The sequence below is a fragment of the Mesorhizobium sp. LCM 4576 genome (assembly GCF_001854815.1).
Lineage (GTDB): Bacteria > Pseudomonadota > Alphaproteobacteria > Rhizobiales > Rhizobiaceae > Mesorhizobium > Mesorhizobium plurifarium.
In genome coordinates this window covers 47,217-60,426 of sequence record NZ_MDDT01000089.1, presented here as the reverse complement: position 1 = coordinate 60,426, position 13,210 = coordinate 47,217, and the positions used below count along the sequence as shown (strand labels likewise).

The following is a 13,210-nucleotide window of genomic DNA, read 5'->3' as shown; positions in this document are numbered from 1 at the left end:
CCGCCCAAAGGCAACGGGAAGGCGGCAACGGAAGGAGGCAGAGATGGCCGAACGGTCTTTTGCCAAGGAAGTCGAGAAGCTGAGGCTTGGCGCCGGCGAGGAATTCGCGGGCGAAGGCATTCTCGCCATCACCAAGGCGCTGCTGCAATGCGGCGTCGGCTATGTCGGCGGCTACCAGGGCGCGCCGATCAGCCATCTGATGGATGTGCTGGCCGACGCGCAGGACATCCTGGGCGAGCTCGGCGTGCATTTCGAGGCGAGCGCTTCCGAAGCGACTGCCACCGCCATGCTGGCCGCGTCCGTGCACTACCCGATCCGCGGTGCCGCCACCTTCAAGTCGACCGTCGGCACCAATGTCGCTTCCGATGCCTTGGCCAATCTCGCGTCCGGGGGCGTCACCGGCGGYGCGCTGATCATCGTCGGCGAGGATTATGGCGAGGGCTCCTCCATCATGCAGGAGCGCAGCCACGCCTTCGCCATGAAGAGCCAGGTCTGGCTGCTCGACCCGCGTCCGAACCTGCCGTCGATCGTCAAGGCGGTCGAGGACGGCTTCGAGCTGTCGGAGGCCTCCAACACGCCGGTCATGCTGCAGGTGCGCATCCGCTGCTGCCACGTCCACGGTCACTTCACCGCCAAGGACAACAAGCGCCCGCCAATGTCTGTCGCCGATGCGCTGTCAGCGCCGCGCCGCGACACCGGCCGCATCGTGCTGCCGCCAGCCTCCTTCCTGCATGAGAAGGAGAAGGTCGCCAAGCGCTGGCCGGCGGYGGTCGATTTCATCAAGAGCCGCAAGATCAACGAGATGTTCGGCTCCGACCACGGCTCGGTCGGCATCGTCATGCAGGGCGGCATGTACAATTCCGTCATCCGCGCGTTGCAGCGGCTCGGCCTTGCCGACACCTATGGCGACACCGACGTGCCGCTCTATGTGCTGAACGCCGTCTACCCGCTGGTCGACGACGAGTTCCTCGCCTTCTGCGAGGGCAAGCAGGCGGTGCTGGTCGTCGAGGAAGGCCAGCCCAATTACATCGAGCAGGCCTTTGCCGCGATGCTGCACAAGGCCGGGCGCGGCACCAGGCTGGTCGGCAAGGAGCATCTGCCGATGGCCGGCGAATACACTGGACAGGTGATGCTCGACGGCATCGRCTCCTTCCTGCGCGCCAATGCCCCGCATCTTTTGCCGGGCGAAGTCCGCGCGCCGAACAAGCTGGGCGAGGGCGTCGATACCGCCGATCTCATCAATGTCGTGCCCGGCCGGCCGCCGGGCTTCTGCGTCGGCTGTCCGGAGCGGCCGATCTTCGCTGCGACGAAGCTGGTCGAGCAGGAGCTCGGCAAGCATCACATCGCTTCCGACATCGGCTGCCATCTGTTCTCGATCATGCCGCCCTTCGAGCTCGGCGCCACCACCATGGGCTACGGGCTCGGGCCGGCCTCCGCCTCCGCCTTCAATTCGCCGGAAGCAAAACGCCGCTCGATCTCCTTCGTCGGCGACGGCGGTTTCTGGCACAACGGCCTGACCTCCTCCATCGGCAACGCCGTCTTCAACAAAAATGACGGCGTCATCGTCATCGTCGACAATTTCTACTCGGCCGCCACCGGCGGCCAGGACATACTGTCGTCGCGCGCCAACAACCGCACCAAGTCGACGAAACATCCGATCGACGAAGCGGTGAAGGGCATGGGCGTCAAATGGCTGCGCCATATCGACCGCACCTATGATGTCAGCAAGATGCGCGACACGTTGCGCGACGCGCTGACCACCGAGGAGAAGGGGCCGAAGGTCATTGTCGCCTCGTCCGAATGCATGCTGAACCGCCAGCGCCGCGAGAAGCCGCTGGTCGACAAGGCGATCAAGGGTGGCGAGCGGGTGGTGAAGCCCAAGTTCGGCGTCGACGAGGACATCTGCACYGGCGACCACGCCTGCATGCGCCTCTCCGGCTGCCCGTCGCTGTCGGTGAAGACGCTCGACGATCCGCTGCGCKACGATCCGGTTGCCTCGATCGACCAGAACTGYGTCGGCTGCGGCAATTGCGGCGAGGTGGCGGATGCGGYCGTGCTCTGCCCGTCCTTCTACCGCGCCGATGTCGTCCACAATCCCGGCCGCTGGGACCGTTTCCTGGAGAGCGCGCGCCGTGCCGTGATCGGCCTTTTGCAGCGCCGCCGCGAAAGCCGCCGTTTGACGTTCGCCGATGCTTGACCAGGCTTCCCCCCTGCGCCCGAAGGCGGGCGCTTTAGATGACGAGCGGGTGATAAAACTCGCTGTGCTCGCCGTCGGCGGCCAGGGCGGCGGCGTGCTCGCCGACTGGATCACCGATGTCGCCGAACGCAACGGCTATATCGCGCAATCGACCTCCGTCGCCGGCGTCGCCCAGCGCACCGGCGCGACGATCTATTAYATCGAGATGGCCCGCGACACCGGCCGGCTGCCGGTCTTTGCGCTGTCGCCGTCGCAGGGCGACGTCGATATCCTGATCGCCGCCGAGTTGATGGAGGCCGGCCGCGCCATCATCCGCGGCTTCGTCACGCCCGAGCGCACGACGCTGATCACCTCTTCGCATCGTATCGCCGCCGTCTCGGAAAAGATCGAGCCGGGTGACGGCCGCGCCTCGTCGGAGAAGGTCCACGCGACAGCGCAGGCAGCAGCAAAGCGCTTCATCGCTTTCGACATGGAAAAGATCGCCGCCGACAACGGCACGATGATATCCGCCAGCCTGCTCGGCGCGCTGGCTGGTGCCGACGCGCTGCCCTTCACTCGCGAAAGCTACGAGCAGGCGATCGGCGCCGGCGGCCGTGGCGTCAAGGCGAGTCTCGCAGCCTTCGGCGCCGCATGCGACCGCGCGCGCGGCATCGCGGCAGCTTCGGCCGGCGAGAAGGCGGCGGAACCTGCCGCTGCCGAACCCAAGTCGACGGCGAAGGTCAGCGGCCCCGAAACCCTGCTGAAAGGCTGGCAGGAGCTTGCTGCCCGCGTCGCAGCACTGCCGGAGCCGCTGCGCGACATGGCCGAACGCGGCCTGAGAAAGGTCGTCGATTACCAGGACATCGCCTATGGCGGCGAATATCTCGACCGGCTGGATAAGGCCGTCGCGCTCGACAATGCGGAGCGCGGCTATGCGCTGTCGATCGCCGCGGCAAAGCATCTCGCCAACGCCATGTGCTACGACGACATGATCCGCGTCGCTGACCTCAAGACGCGTTCGACCCGCGACAGGCGCGTGCGCAGGGAAGTCGGGGTCAAGGAAGGCTCGGTCCTGCAGGTCACAGAGTATTTCCATCCGCGCATCGAGGAATTCTGCGGCACGCTGCCGGCGGGGCTGGGCAGCTACATCGAGAGCCGGCCCAGGCTCGCCGCCTTCCTCGACCGCCGCATCAATCGCGGCCGCCATATCCGCACCGACAGTTTCACCGGYTTCGCCATGCTGTGGCTCATCGGCGGCCTGCGTCGCTGGCGCCGCCGCCTGCTACGCCACAAGGTAGAGCTTGAGCATCTGGAGCGTTGGTACGGCCTAGCGCTCGGCTATGCTCGCCAAGACTACGCTTTGGCCGCCGAAGTCCTGAACTGCCGCCGCCTGATCAAGGGCTACAGCGACACCCATGCCCGCGCCCAGTCGAAATTCGACCGGGTGCTCTCGGCTTTGCCGATGCTCGAAGGACGCGACGATGCAGCCGACTGGATCCGCCGTCTGCGCGAGGCGGCTCTCAAGGACGAGAAGGGCGACATGCTGGGCGGCGCGCTGAAGACGGTGGYGACGCTCAATGAAGGCGTTGCTCGCTAACGAAGATGTGATCCGCACCGCTCCGACGGAATTCGGCCCGGTCCTCCGTTTCACGGAGGTAGGGATGAATTACGGAGACGAACCTTATGCTCACCAAGTATTTCCTGCCCATCGCCTTGGCCGCCGGTACATTGATGCTGTCCGGCGCCGGCTCGCAGGCTATGCCGCTTGTCAAGCCGAGCGCCGCGCCGCTGCCCATCGAAACCGTCGGCTGGCGCTGCGGCCCCGGCTGGCACATGAATCGTTGGGGCAGATGCGTGCCGAACGGCCGGGTGATCATCCGCCCGATGCATGTGCGCCATTGGCACCCCGGCTTCTGGTCTCACGGCCGCTGGCACCCCGGTTTTTGGAGCTGATGCTCCATCGAGGGGATCGACGCCCGCGCCGACAACGGCGCGGGCGTTTTCGTTCACCCTACCAGATCCCGCATCGGCTTCACCGCCGCCGACTCCGGAAACACCTTGTCGCCAAGCACCGCCGCCGACAGACCGAACTGATCCGCCAGCAATCCCTTCAGCACCGCGCGCACATCGCTGGTCGGCGCGAGGTCGCGGCCTTCGTAGAGTTGCGCCGGCTTCAGTCCCGGCCAGTCGGCGATGACGCGGCCGCCCTTGATCGCGCCGCCGGCGAGCAGCACCACCGTGCCGGTGCCGTGGTCGGTGCCGACGGTGCCGTTGATGCGCGCCGTGCGGCCGAACTCGGTAATGGCGACCACCGCCGTGTCCTGCCAGCGCCCGCCCAGCCCCTTCTCGAATTCCTCGAAGGCGCCGTCGAGGCCGCCGAGCAGATTGGCGAGCCGGCCGGTGGCGCCGCCTTCGTTGACATGCGTGTCCCAGCCGTCGAAGGCGAGCGCTGCGATGCGCGGCCCGTCGTCGGCCGCCATCAGCCTCGCCGCGCCCTGCGCCGACTGCCGCATGCCTGCGGCATTGTCGAGGCCGCCTTTCGGTTTCATGGTCTTGCCGTCAAGCTGATCGCCCAGCGCCATCCGATCGGCATCGAGCCCTTTCTGCAGTGCTGCCGCCAGCACCGGATCGCGGTGGTTGTAGAGGTCGAGCACGCGCTCCGCCAAGGCATCCCCGGGCGTCGGCAGGGCCTGCGGCGCCCAGCCGAGCACGGGGGCGCCACCGCGGATCACCAGCGGCGTCGAAGGCCCGACCGCCAGCCCGCCGAGCTTAGCCACGCGCTCGCCCGCCGGCAGGCTGGCCAAGGCCCGGTTGAGCCAGCCGGTGGTGGCGTTGCCGGGACCCGGAAGGCCGCTTTCCAGCACGTCCTGGCCGTCGAAATGCGAGCGGTCGCGATAGCCGGTCGCCGCCGCATGCACCACCGCCGCCTGGCCGGCCTTGAACAGGCGCRCAAACACCGGCATCGCCGGGTTGACGGCGAAGAAACCGTCGAGCGGCAATGCCGGGTTGGCGCCTGAGAGCGAAAGCGCGATGTCGCCATGCAGGCCGGCATAGTCTGGATCGCCGACCGGCCCGACGGTCGACAATCCGTCCAGCGCGCCACGCAGCACGATGACGATCAGGCGCGGGTCACTCTTGTCGGCCGCGCGCGCGAAGCGCGGCAGATAGGCCCAGGCAAACAGTGCGCCGCCGCTCATCAGCACCGCGCGGCGGGAGAGGCTGGGGGTTTCGCAAAGAAGGCTCATGGCCATATCTCCGTGTTGGATCACCGGCGTTGGAATTCCGGCGCCATCAACAGCAGCGCCAGGCCCTGCTGCTTGGACTCGGCGCGCGAGATCGCCTRCCGCGTCTCGGCCGAGACGGATGTGCCGATCAGCGACGCCAGCGTCTCGTCGGGATCGCCGATGTCGTCCGCCTGCTTCGCGGCCTGCCAGGCGATGTCCAGGCGCGTCTTCAGACCCTCGGCGGAGGCCCATGCGTCAGTCAGGTCGGAAAAGCCGTTCGGCCCCGGCGGCTGCCACAGAGGTTCGCCGAGCACGCTTAGCCAGCGGAGCGACCGCTGCGGTTCGTTGCCGGCGCTGGCGCCGACCGCCCGCCGCAGCGCCACGACATAGTCCAATGGCGAGCGCAGCTTGGTCAGCGGCGTCGACCAGGCCTCGGGCATGTCGATCAGCGTCAAGGCGATCGAGCGCAGGTCGCCGTCGGTCCGGCTGAAGACCGTAGCCAGACGGGCGACCGCCGCCGGCGGCGGATCGTCCGCGATGAAATGGCGGGCAAGCTTGCTGGCGATGTGCTGCGCCGTGGCCGGATGGCGGGCAATATCGTTGAGCGCGGCCTCCGCCTGATCCATGCCGCCGTCGGGATAGGTCTTGCCGAGCAGCACCGCCTGGCCCGGCTGGTGCGCATTGGCGTTGAAGACGAAGCTTCCCGGCTCACCCAGCTGCCCTTCGCGTCCGGCCATTGTCCAGCCGGTCAGCATGCCGGCGAAGCTGGTGACGTCGGCCTGGGCATAGCCGCTGCCGACGCCCAGCGTGTGCAGCTCCAGGATCTCGCGGGCGAGGTTCTCGTTGAGGCCGCGGCCGCGCCGCTTGCCGGCGCGGGAATCGGGGCCGATGGACTGCTGGTTGTCGAGATAGAACAGCATGGCCGGGTGGTGCTCGACGGCCAAAAGCATGTCGGCGAAGCGGCCAAGCACGAAGGGCCGGATCGCCTCGCGCTCGAAGGCGCCGGCGCAGGCCCGCACGACCGGCGCCTTGGCGACGGAGACGCAGAAATGGTTCGACCAGAAGCCGACAAGCCGTTCCACGAAACCGGGCGTCGCGGCGAGCGCCTTGTCGAAACGGGCCTGCGCTTCGTCGCGATAGATATCGGCCTCGACACGTGGCACCGCGGGTTTGGCCTTTGTAACGACCGGGCCGGCTGGATCATCCGCTGCCATCGGCTGCATGGCGGCCGACGCCTTCTCATAGCGTGCCGCCTTGCGCTCCATGGCTGCCGCCATGCTGGCCTGGATCGCCGCCGTGCTGTCCAGCAGCCCGGCATTCCGCGGGTCGTCGGGGGAAATGAGTGCGATGTCCTGCTGCTTGAGCTCGGCCTTGAGATAGCCGCGCGGATCGGCGGCGATCTTGCCGAGATCATCACCGGGTTTTGCGCCGAGGCCGAAGCGGTTGAGCGCGACCAGGGCCGGATCCGGCGAGGCGGAGTTTGAAACGGGTGCGGCCAACGAAGCCTCCGTCCGAAGCCGATGCAAATCGTGTCGGTCGACATGTTMCATGAGCGCAAGAGCGCTCACCACGCCGGCCGCAGCACCGGCGCCATGAGCGGGTCATCACCAGCGGCGCCAGTGGTGCCAGCGATGGTAAGGATGCCAGACCGGACCGATATAGACGCGCGGTCCGCCCCAGTAATAATAGCCGGGATAGATCACGCGGCGGTTGCGCACGCAGCGGCCCCAATAGTTGGGATGCCAGCCCGGACCGCAGCCCCAGGCGACGGGCTCTATCATTGCAGGCGCCGGCGCRACCGGCGCGACCGCCATGGCCGAGGCGGCGCTTGCCGCGACCGTTCCRCCGATGGCGAGCGCGGCCGCGAGCGAATATTTCGTCAGACTGTTCATGGGATACTCCCGAAGGTTCCGAGGTTGAAGAGAACCTGCCCGCCGCCAAAGGCGGTCACAGGTCTGTCCCTCTTTCCCTTGAACGGGGCGCGCCCGCTCTTTCCGTCGCCGCCTATGGCGATTTTTTTGCAGGCGGCGGCGGCCTGCCGGCGCGCCGAAGCAGCGCGTCCGCCAGCAGCTTCCGGTCCTCCGGCGATCCCGATGCAGCGAATTTGATGATGCGCTGTTCCAGCCGCGTGCGGACGGTGACATCGGCATTGCGCGCCCGCTCGAGCGCCGCGGCAAGCGCGTTGCTGTCAAGGGTCGGCTGCTGCAGCAGGTTCGCCGCCTCGCGCCGGGCGGCCTGTCCGTCGAGGACCACGTCACGGGACTCGCGGCGCACCTCGCGCAGCGCCTGGCGGAAGATCTTGCGGTCGGCGGCAGGCAGCCGGCCGCCCGCCGATTCCAGCGAAAAGCCCGGATTGGATTTGCCAATCATCCAGCCGGCACCGCCGGCCACCGCGCCGATCAAAAAGACATTGAGCACCAGGGATGCCGCGACGAGACGGGGGTTCATAGATCCTCCTCGGCCTGGTCGGCATCGGGTCCGGCGTCGCCGAAAGATGTCGCATTGGCGTCCATCACATAATGATCGGGTTGGATATCCGGGGCAACGACGGTCACCAGCGCCAGCCCGGCCACGGCCCCGGCGAGCCCAACGCCCGCAAGTCCGAAGCCCAGCCACCAGAACCGGCGGCGGCGCTCCTGCCTGACCTCGGTCGCGGCGCGGGCGACGATCGCGTGATACAGCGCCGGGCTGGGTGCTTCGACGCGATGCCGGTCGAGCATGGCGTCGAGCCTGCCGGCGCGCCGCAGGATGGCGCGGCCCTCGTCGGTCCCGGCAAACAGCATGGCGGCGGCCTGTTCGGCCGGCGGCCAGCGGTGCAAGGCGCTTCCATAGGCATCCGCCAGCGCGGCGAAGCGCCCGGCATCCATCGGCCCGTTCGTGGTTTTCTCAGCCATCTCGTTCCCCCTTCCGCCGTTTTGACATGGCCCCCCACGTCCTTGCCCGCGAAGCCGGCAATGCCCTTGCTGTCTCAGTCATTGCCATCGTCTCCAACGAGCATGGCCTGCAACGTGCGACGACCCCGCGCGAGCAGGCTTTCCAGCGCATCGACGCTGACCTGCATGGCGCCGGCGGCCTCGATGTTGGACAACTCCTGATAATACACCAGCACGATCGCCTCGCGCTGGCGCGGCGCGATGCGCAGCAAGGCCTGGCTGACCCTGCGCTCTTCGTCGCCAGGCATTGCATCGGGAAGCGGTGCGTCATCGGCCACCTCCGGCAGCTCGTCCGTCGTCCATTCGCGCCGGCGCCGCAGCCGGTCGTAGCAGAGGTTGAGCGCCACCCGGTGGATCCAGGTGTCGAAGCGCGCCTGCCCCTGGCGCCAGCCCGAGGCGTGGCGCCAGATGCGCACGAAAGTCTCCTGGGCGACGTCCTCGGCCTCCGCCGCGTCGCCGAGCATCCTTGTGGCCAAGGCCAGGATGCGCGGCAGCTTGCGCGCCACCATCGCCTGCACGGCTACCGCGTCGCCGGCGCCGATGCGGCGTACCAGTTCCTCGTCCGGATCGGCGCCCATCAATCGGGGCGCTCGCGACTGTCATTGTGCGGCATAACCTCTTGGTCATTGCTCCTGCTTGGGAGCGGATTTGTGGCCCGGCCTCTCGTCGGCGCCAAGCACGCCGTCGCCATTCTTGTCGAGCCTGGCGAAGCGCTTGGCCAGCAGGGCGTCGAGCTCGCCCTTGTCGACGAAGCCGTCCTTGTTTGCATCCATGCGCGCAAAGGATTTGGCCGGATCGCCCTTGGCCTTGCRCGCGGTCTGGAAAGCGGTCCATTCGGCGGGGCTGACCTTGCCGTCATTGTCGGTGTCGGCCCGCATGAACGCCTTTTCCCGGCGGGCCTCGAATTTTTCCAGCATCAGGCCCGATTTGGTTTGGTCAGCTTTGGCGGCAGTCGAGCTGTCCGGCGTCGTCTGYGCGGGGGCAGGGGTTGTCGTCTGGGCGACCGCGACAGCGGTCTGCAAGCCARGGGCTACGGCGAATAGGCGGATCATGCTCTCGTCTCCGGTTGGGCGCGGCCATTGGCGGCCACGCTTCAGCCATTGAACGCGGCGACGAGCAAAATCCGTCGGTCCTTTTTCGACCGGACAGAAATCCCCGGGATCGGGCGCGGCCGAACCGGAGGATTTCCAGGGCCAGAAGGCGACGACTATCTCGGCTGGTCGACGACCACTAACTGGTCCGGCTTGAAGCCTGCATGCTGCGGCGTCCAGACGTCGCCCTCGCGGTTGAACCAGTGGCACAGATACGTGCCGGAAGCCGCACCGTCGCTGACGGTCATTTCCGGGCCCCCGGATTTCAGCCTGACGACGTCTCCGGTCTTGAAACTATTGGGCATTTCGACCTCCCATGCTGACACAGGGAGTTTCCCACCAACATCGATTCCCGACAATGGCCGAGATGCGCATGTTAAGTGGTGCAGGACGGGAAGCCGTGGCCCGGATCATGCCGGGCTTTGGCGCYGAAACGAGTGGCCGATCGCTCCTTCGGTTCAATCGGTGTCGCGCGGGGGAGCGGCCGGCTGCGCCGATTGGCTGTCTTCTCTAGCCGGGCGGACGGTCATGGACATTTCATCGGGCCACAATGCCTGGGCCTTCGTCACCRCCGCCAAAAGATTGTCCGCCTCGACGCTTCCGATTTCAGTCAGAAGCGGGTTGCTGCCTCCTGCCTCGAAATCGAYGTGATAGACCGTCCAACGCCTCATTGCAGTTCCGACAATTTGCGTCTTCGCACGGGCACGCGGATGGAAGCCCGGCTCGCTTTTTGTGGGTAGGCTTTTGAGGTCCGCAAGCCGGGCATGCGCCGACCGATGGGCGGGGGGCTTGGGGTTATCAGCCGGCGCGATCGCGAGACTGTCTGATTTGCCCGCTAGCTCACAATCGACCGAGGTCCATCCTGCCGGGCKCATTGGTCTGAAAGAACCAAAGATATAGCCCCTTATTCCGTTGGGGCAGATTGCCTCCGCCGGTGATCTTTTGTCACCTGGCCCCATTGCCTATGGTTCACGGGCAGGCCGCTCAAGGCTCGGCCTCCGGTAACGGCTTGGTTCTCGTGGAGAAATTTGGTGCCGCTTGCGTGACTCGAACACGCGACCCCATCATTACGAATGATGTATCCAGATATCACTGTCGATAATTAGGCATAATCGTCTTCTGCATAAGTGATTGATTAAAGCGGATTTCTGGGATGGCTGGTTCGAAATGGATCGATATGCATACTTGTGCATAATCGCCGATTTTGTTACCCATTGTTACCCATAGCTTTAGAGGTAACGACCGTGCCGAAGAAGAAACTAACCGACGCTTTCATCCGCAACGTCGCACTGCCGGCGGGGGCTGGCCGTATCGACTATTTCGACACGCTGCTGCCGAGCTTCGGCGTGCGGGTTTCTGCCAAGGGGTTGAAGACATTCTTTGTTTTCGATCGCGTCGGCGGCAAGCTCCGGCGTATGGTGCTTGGGCACTACGTCCCCGACGCCTTCGGCCTGGCGGAAGCGCGCGACAAGGCCAGGGCCTTCAAGACCAGCGCGGAGCGTGGCGCCGATCCCGTCGCCGAGGCGAAGCACGAAGCGGCTGCCGCCGAGGCCAGCACGTTTAGCAAGGCGGTGGAGAGCTTTCTGGTCAATCGCCAGGCACATCTGGCGGACAACACGTATCGCGACTACAGCACGTTCCTCCAAGGCCCTGCCGTGGCCGATTGGAAGGACCGGCAGCTTGCCTCGATCAGCCGCGCGGACGTGACGGCGGTCCTCGACAACCTCGATGGGCAAGAGCAATTCGCAGCGAGCAACAAGGCGGTCGCTTATCTGCGCGTCTTCTTCAATTGGTGCGCTGACCCCGATCGCGGCAACCTGATAGACCGTGCACCGACTGATCGCCTGCGCATGCGCCACGACAACACGAAACGCGACCGCGCCCTGACCGACGAGGAATTGGCCGTCGTGGCGACTGCGCTCCACGACGACGACGCAACACTCCGCATCATGTACGGCCTCAACGACGCGCCCCCCTTGGCCGATCTTTGGCGTGATTTCTTCTTGGTGCTCGCTCTCACCGGCCAGCGACGCACCGAGGTCGCCGGCATGATGTGGAGTGAGCTTCGCGAACTGGACGGCAAGGCGCCGGTTTGGGAGCTGCCTGGCAGCCGAACCAAAAACGGTCTGCCGCATTCGGTGCCGCTGGCACCGGCGGTCGTCGCTATATTGCAGCGGCGTAAGGTGCAGGCCGTTGCCGAACGCGAGCTGGCGGAAGCGTCTGCGAAGCTCAACGGCGGCAAGGCGGGGCGCCTGCCGTTCGTCTTTTCGGGCAGCGGCGGCGAGGAACCGGTGTCCGGTTTCAGCAAGGCCAAGAGCCACCTTGACGCCCGCGTGTCGGCGATCTGCACGGCCCTTGGCCGTCCGGCCCTGCCGCACTGGACCGGCCACGATCTGCGGCGGACCCTGGTGACTGGACTTAATGAACTTGGCTTTCCGCCGCATGTGGTCGAGGCCGTCGTCAACCACGTCTCCGGCGCGGCCAGGGCCGGCGTTGCCGGTGTCTATAACCGGGCGCGTCACTTGCCCGAACGGCGGGCAGCCTTGAACGCGTGGGCGCTTCATGTGACTGCCTTGGAACCGACTCGCGCGAGCTGATCCTGGGCCGCGCTGGATTAAAGGCGCACGGCGGCGCAATTTGGCATGCATCTTGCTTCCGACAATTGACAGCGGCCTTTGTAATTCGATATAATGGAAGCTATAAAAGGTCTCGTGGGCTCCCGACGTATCAAAGGGATGCATGCTCATCGAGCACCTGAATAGAGAGTGGCCGACGACGATCCCGTGTGGCCACTGTCAATGCCCTCCGGCTGGGATGCAGCAGCAAAGCCGCGCGATCTCCCCCTAAACCAATCCACGGCCGAAGTGCGCCCAGCGTTTAAAACGCCCTCGCGCGCCTCCCCCGGCCGAACCGTAAAGAGGACGCGCCATGACTGCGCTCGAAATGCTTGACGATCCGTTGCTGACGACCGCCCAGGTCGCCCAGCGGTACAACTTCCATCCGCAAACCCTCCGCAATCTTCGTTGCTACGGCAAAGGCCCGAAGGCCATCACGCTGCCCGGCGGTCGCGTCCGGTATCGCGCCAGTGATCTCCTGGCTTGGGAGCTGTCGCTGGAGCCGACTGAGGCAGCCGCATGACCGAGATTTCCAACACCGAGATCGAGGCGGCGGAGCGCTGGCTCGCGAGCTATTTGATCGGCAACGGCAAGCCGATACGRCTCCCGAGCATACTGCGCAGCGCCGTGAAGGCCGGCCACAAGTGGCGTCACGTGCTTCGCGCTCGCTTCAAGCCGAGCAACGGCATTGTCGCGGCCCGGAACCGCGACGGCGAGTGGACCTGGACGCTCTCGACCGGCGAGCAGAAGGAGGCGGCATGACTACGCCCGACGAGATTATCGTGGATGCCATCTTGGCGGCCGAGCGGGACCGTCAGTTGAAGGCGATCGTCCACGCGGCTGACCTGCCGCTTGGCTACAGGGCGATCTTCCGGGGCGGCGGCACTCTCGACAGCAAATGGTCCATCGAGTGGCAGCCGAAGGTGCCCGACGACATCAAGAGTCCTCGCATGCGGCGGAAGCTCATGCGTGCTTACAAATCGGCTCGCAAAGTCTTCCTGGAGCAAGTTGCCGAAGTCGTCGGCAGCATGGCCGTCGTCGATCTCGACGGCAGCGAGCCGACAATCGTCAAGCCGTCGTGGTCGAGGGCGGCAGCATGAACTGGACACACATAAAGGCCACCGCGAGAGAGGCGCCCGCGATGGCCAAGAGTAACACCGAGAACATCACC

At 66.1% G+C, this 13,210-nt stretch carries 15 protein-coding genes; 7 read left to right on the top strand and 8 right to left on the bottom strand.

Features of this window, described 5'->3' with window-relative positions; all coding sequences use genetic code 11:
• The first annotated feature begins 43 nt into the window (after positions 1 to 43).
• The 3 genes from LCM4576_RS31985 to LCM4576_RS31975 all read left to right on the top strand — a co-directional run bounded on the left by LCM4576_RS31985 (position 44) and on the right by LCM4576_RS31975 (position 4,129).
• Positions 44 to 2,197, top strand: coding sequence for an indolepyruvate ferredoxin oxidoreductase subunit alpha (locus LCM4576_RS31985; protein ID WP_071036324.1), 2,154 nt, complete (start codon positions 44 to 46; stop codon positions 2,195 to 2,197).
• A complete protein-coding gene (locus LCM4576_RS31980; protein ID WP_071036323.1) occupies positions 2,190 to 3,773 on the top strand; it encodes an indolepyruvate oxidoreductase subunit beta family protein in 1,584 nt (527 codons plus the stop codon). Before LCM4576_RS31985 ends, LCM4576_RS31980 begins: the two co-directional genes overlap by 8 nt.
• A gap of 86 nt (positions 3,774 to 3,859) precedes the next feature.
• A complete protein-coding gene (locus LCM4576_RS31975) occupies positions 3,860 to 4,129 on the top strand; it encodes a GCG_CRPN prefix-to-repeats domain-containing protein (RefSeq protein WP_071036322.1) in 270 nt (89 codons plus the stop codon).
• A gap of 53 nt (positions 4,130 to 4,182) precedes the next feature.
• Here the strand turns inward: LCM4576_RS31975 and LCM4576_RS31970 are convergent, their stop codons facing one another.
• The 8 genes from LCM4576_RS31970 to LCM4576_RS31935 all read right to left on the bottom strand — a co-directional run bounded on the left by LCM4576_RS31970 (position 4,183) and on the right by LCM4576_RS31935 (position 9,729).
• Entirely contained in the window at positions 4,183 to 5,421 is a 1,239-nt protein-coding gene (locus tag LCM4576_RS31970; RefSeq protein WP_071036743.1) for a DUF1501 domain-containing protein, read from the bottom strand.
• Between the two features lie 20 nt (positions 5,422 to 5,441).
• On the bottom strand, positions 5,442 to 6,899 hold the full coding sequence (locus tag LCM4576_RS31965; RefSeq protein ID WP_071036321.1) for a DUF1800 family protein: 1,458 nt from the start codon (positions 6,897 to 6,899) through the stop codon (positions 5,442 to 5,444).
• A gap of 105 nt (positions 6,900 to 7,004) precedes the next feature.
• Positions 7,005 to 7,292 carry a GCG_CRPN prefix-to-repeats domain-containing protein gene (locus tag LCM4576_RS31960; protein ID WP_071036320.1) on the bottom strand — a complete coding sequence of 96 codons (288 nt, stop codon included), beginning with the start codon at positions 7,290 to 7,292 and terminating at the stop codon, positions 7,005 to 7,007.
• Between the two features lie 112 nt (positions 7,293 to 7,404).
• Positions 7,405 to 7,818 carry a periplasmic heavy metal sensor gene (locus LCM4576_RS31955; protein WP_244510976.1) on the bottom strand — a complete coding sequence of 138 codons (414 nt, stop codon included), beginning with the start codon at positions 7,816 to 7,818 and terminating at the stop codon, positions 7,405 to 7,407.
• Positions 7,819 to 7,844: 26 nt separating this feature from the next.
• Complete coding sequence (locus LCM4576_RS31950) at positions 7,845 to 8,294, bottom strand: hypothetical protein (RefSeq protein ID WP_071036318.1); 450 nt, start codon at positions 8,292 to 8,294, stop codon at positions 7,845 to 7,847.
• A 74-nt stretch (positions 8,295 to 8,368) separates the two neighbouring features.
• Complete coding sequence (locus tag LCM4576_RS31945) at positions 8,369 to 8,911, bottom strand: RNA polymerase sigma factor (RefSeq protein WP_071036317.1); 543 nt, start codon at positions 8,909 to 8,911, stop codon at positions 8,369 to 8,371.
• Positions 8,912 to 8,956: 45 nt separating this feature from the next.
• Positions 8,957 to 9,385 carry an EF-hand domain-containing protein gene (locus LCM4576_RS31940; protein WP_071036316.1) on the bottom strand — a complete coding sequence of 143 codons (429 nt, stop codon included), beginning with the start codon at positions 9,383 to 9,385 and terminating at the stop codon, positions 8,957 to 8,959.
• Positions 9,386 to 9,540: 155 nt separating this feature from the next.
• Positions 9,541 to 9,729 carry a YodC family protein gene (locus LCM4576_RS31935; protein WP_040986255.1) on the bottom strand — a complete coding sequence of 63 codons (189 nt, stop codon included), beginning with the start codon at positions 9,727 to 9,729 and terminating at the stop codon, positions 9,541 to 9,543.
• 939 nt (positions 9,730 to 10,668) lie between these two features.
• Here LCM4576_RS31935 and LCM4576_RS31920 point away from each other — a divergent pair.
• The 4 genes from LCM4576_RS31920 to LCM4576_RS31905 all read left to right on the top strand — a co-directional run bounded on the left by LCM4576_RS31920 (position 10,669) and on the right by LCM4576_RS31905 (position 13,139).
• Positions 10,669 to 12,021, top strand: coding sequence for a site-specific integrase (locus LCM4576_RS31920; RefSeq protein WP_071036314.1), 1,353 nt, complete (start codon positions 10,669 to 10,671; stop codon positions 12,019 to 12,021).
• A 331-nt stretch (positions 12,022 to 12,352) separates the two neighbouring features.
• Entirely contained in the window at positions 12,353 to 12,562 is a 210-nt protein-coding gene (locus LCM4576_RS31915; RefSeq protein WP_083361597.1) for an AlpA family transcriptional regulator, read from the top strand.
• Positions 12,559 to 12,801, top strand: a complete 243-nt coding sequence (locus LCM4576_RS31910; RefSeq protein ID WP_071036312.1) for a hypothetical protein — start codon at positions 12,559 to 12,561, stop codon at positions 12,799 to 12,801. The genes LCM4576_RS31915 and LCM4576_RS31910 overlap by 4 nt, the downstream gene beginning before the upstream one ends.
• On the top strand, positions 12,798 to 13,139 hold the full coding sequence (locus tag LCM4576_RS31905) for a hypothetical protein (protein ID WP_131803338.1): 342 nt from the start codon (positions 12,798 to 12,800) through the stop codon (positions 13,137 to 13,139). The genes LCM4576_RS31910 and LCM4576_RS31905 overlap by 4 nt, the downstream gene beginning before the upstream one ends.
• Positions 13,140 to 13,210: the final 71 nt, after the last annotated feature.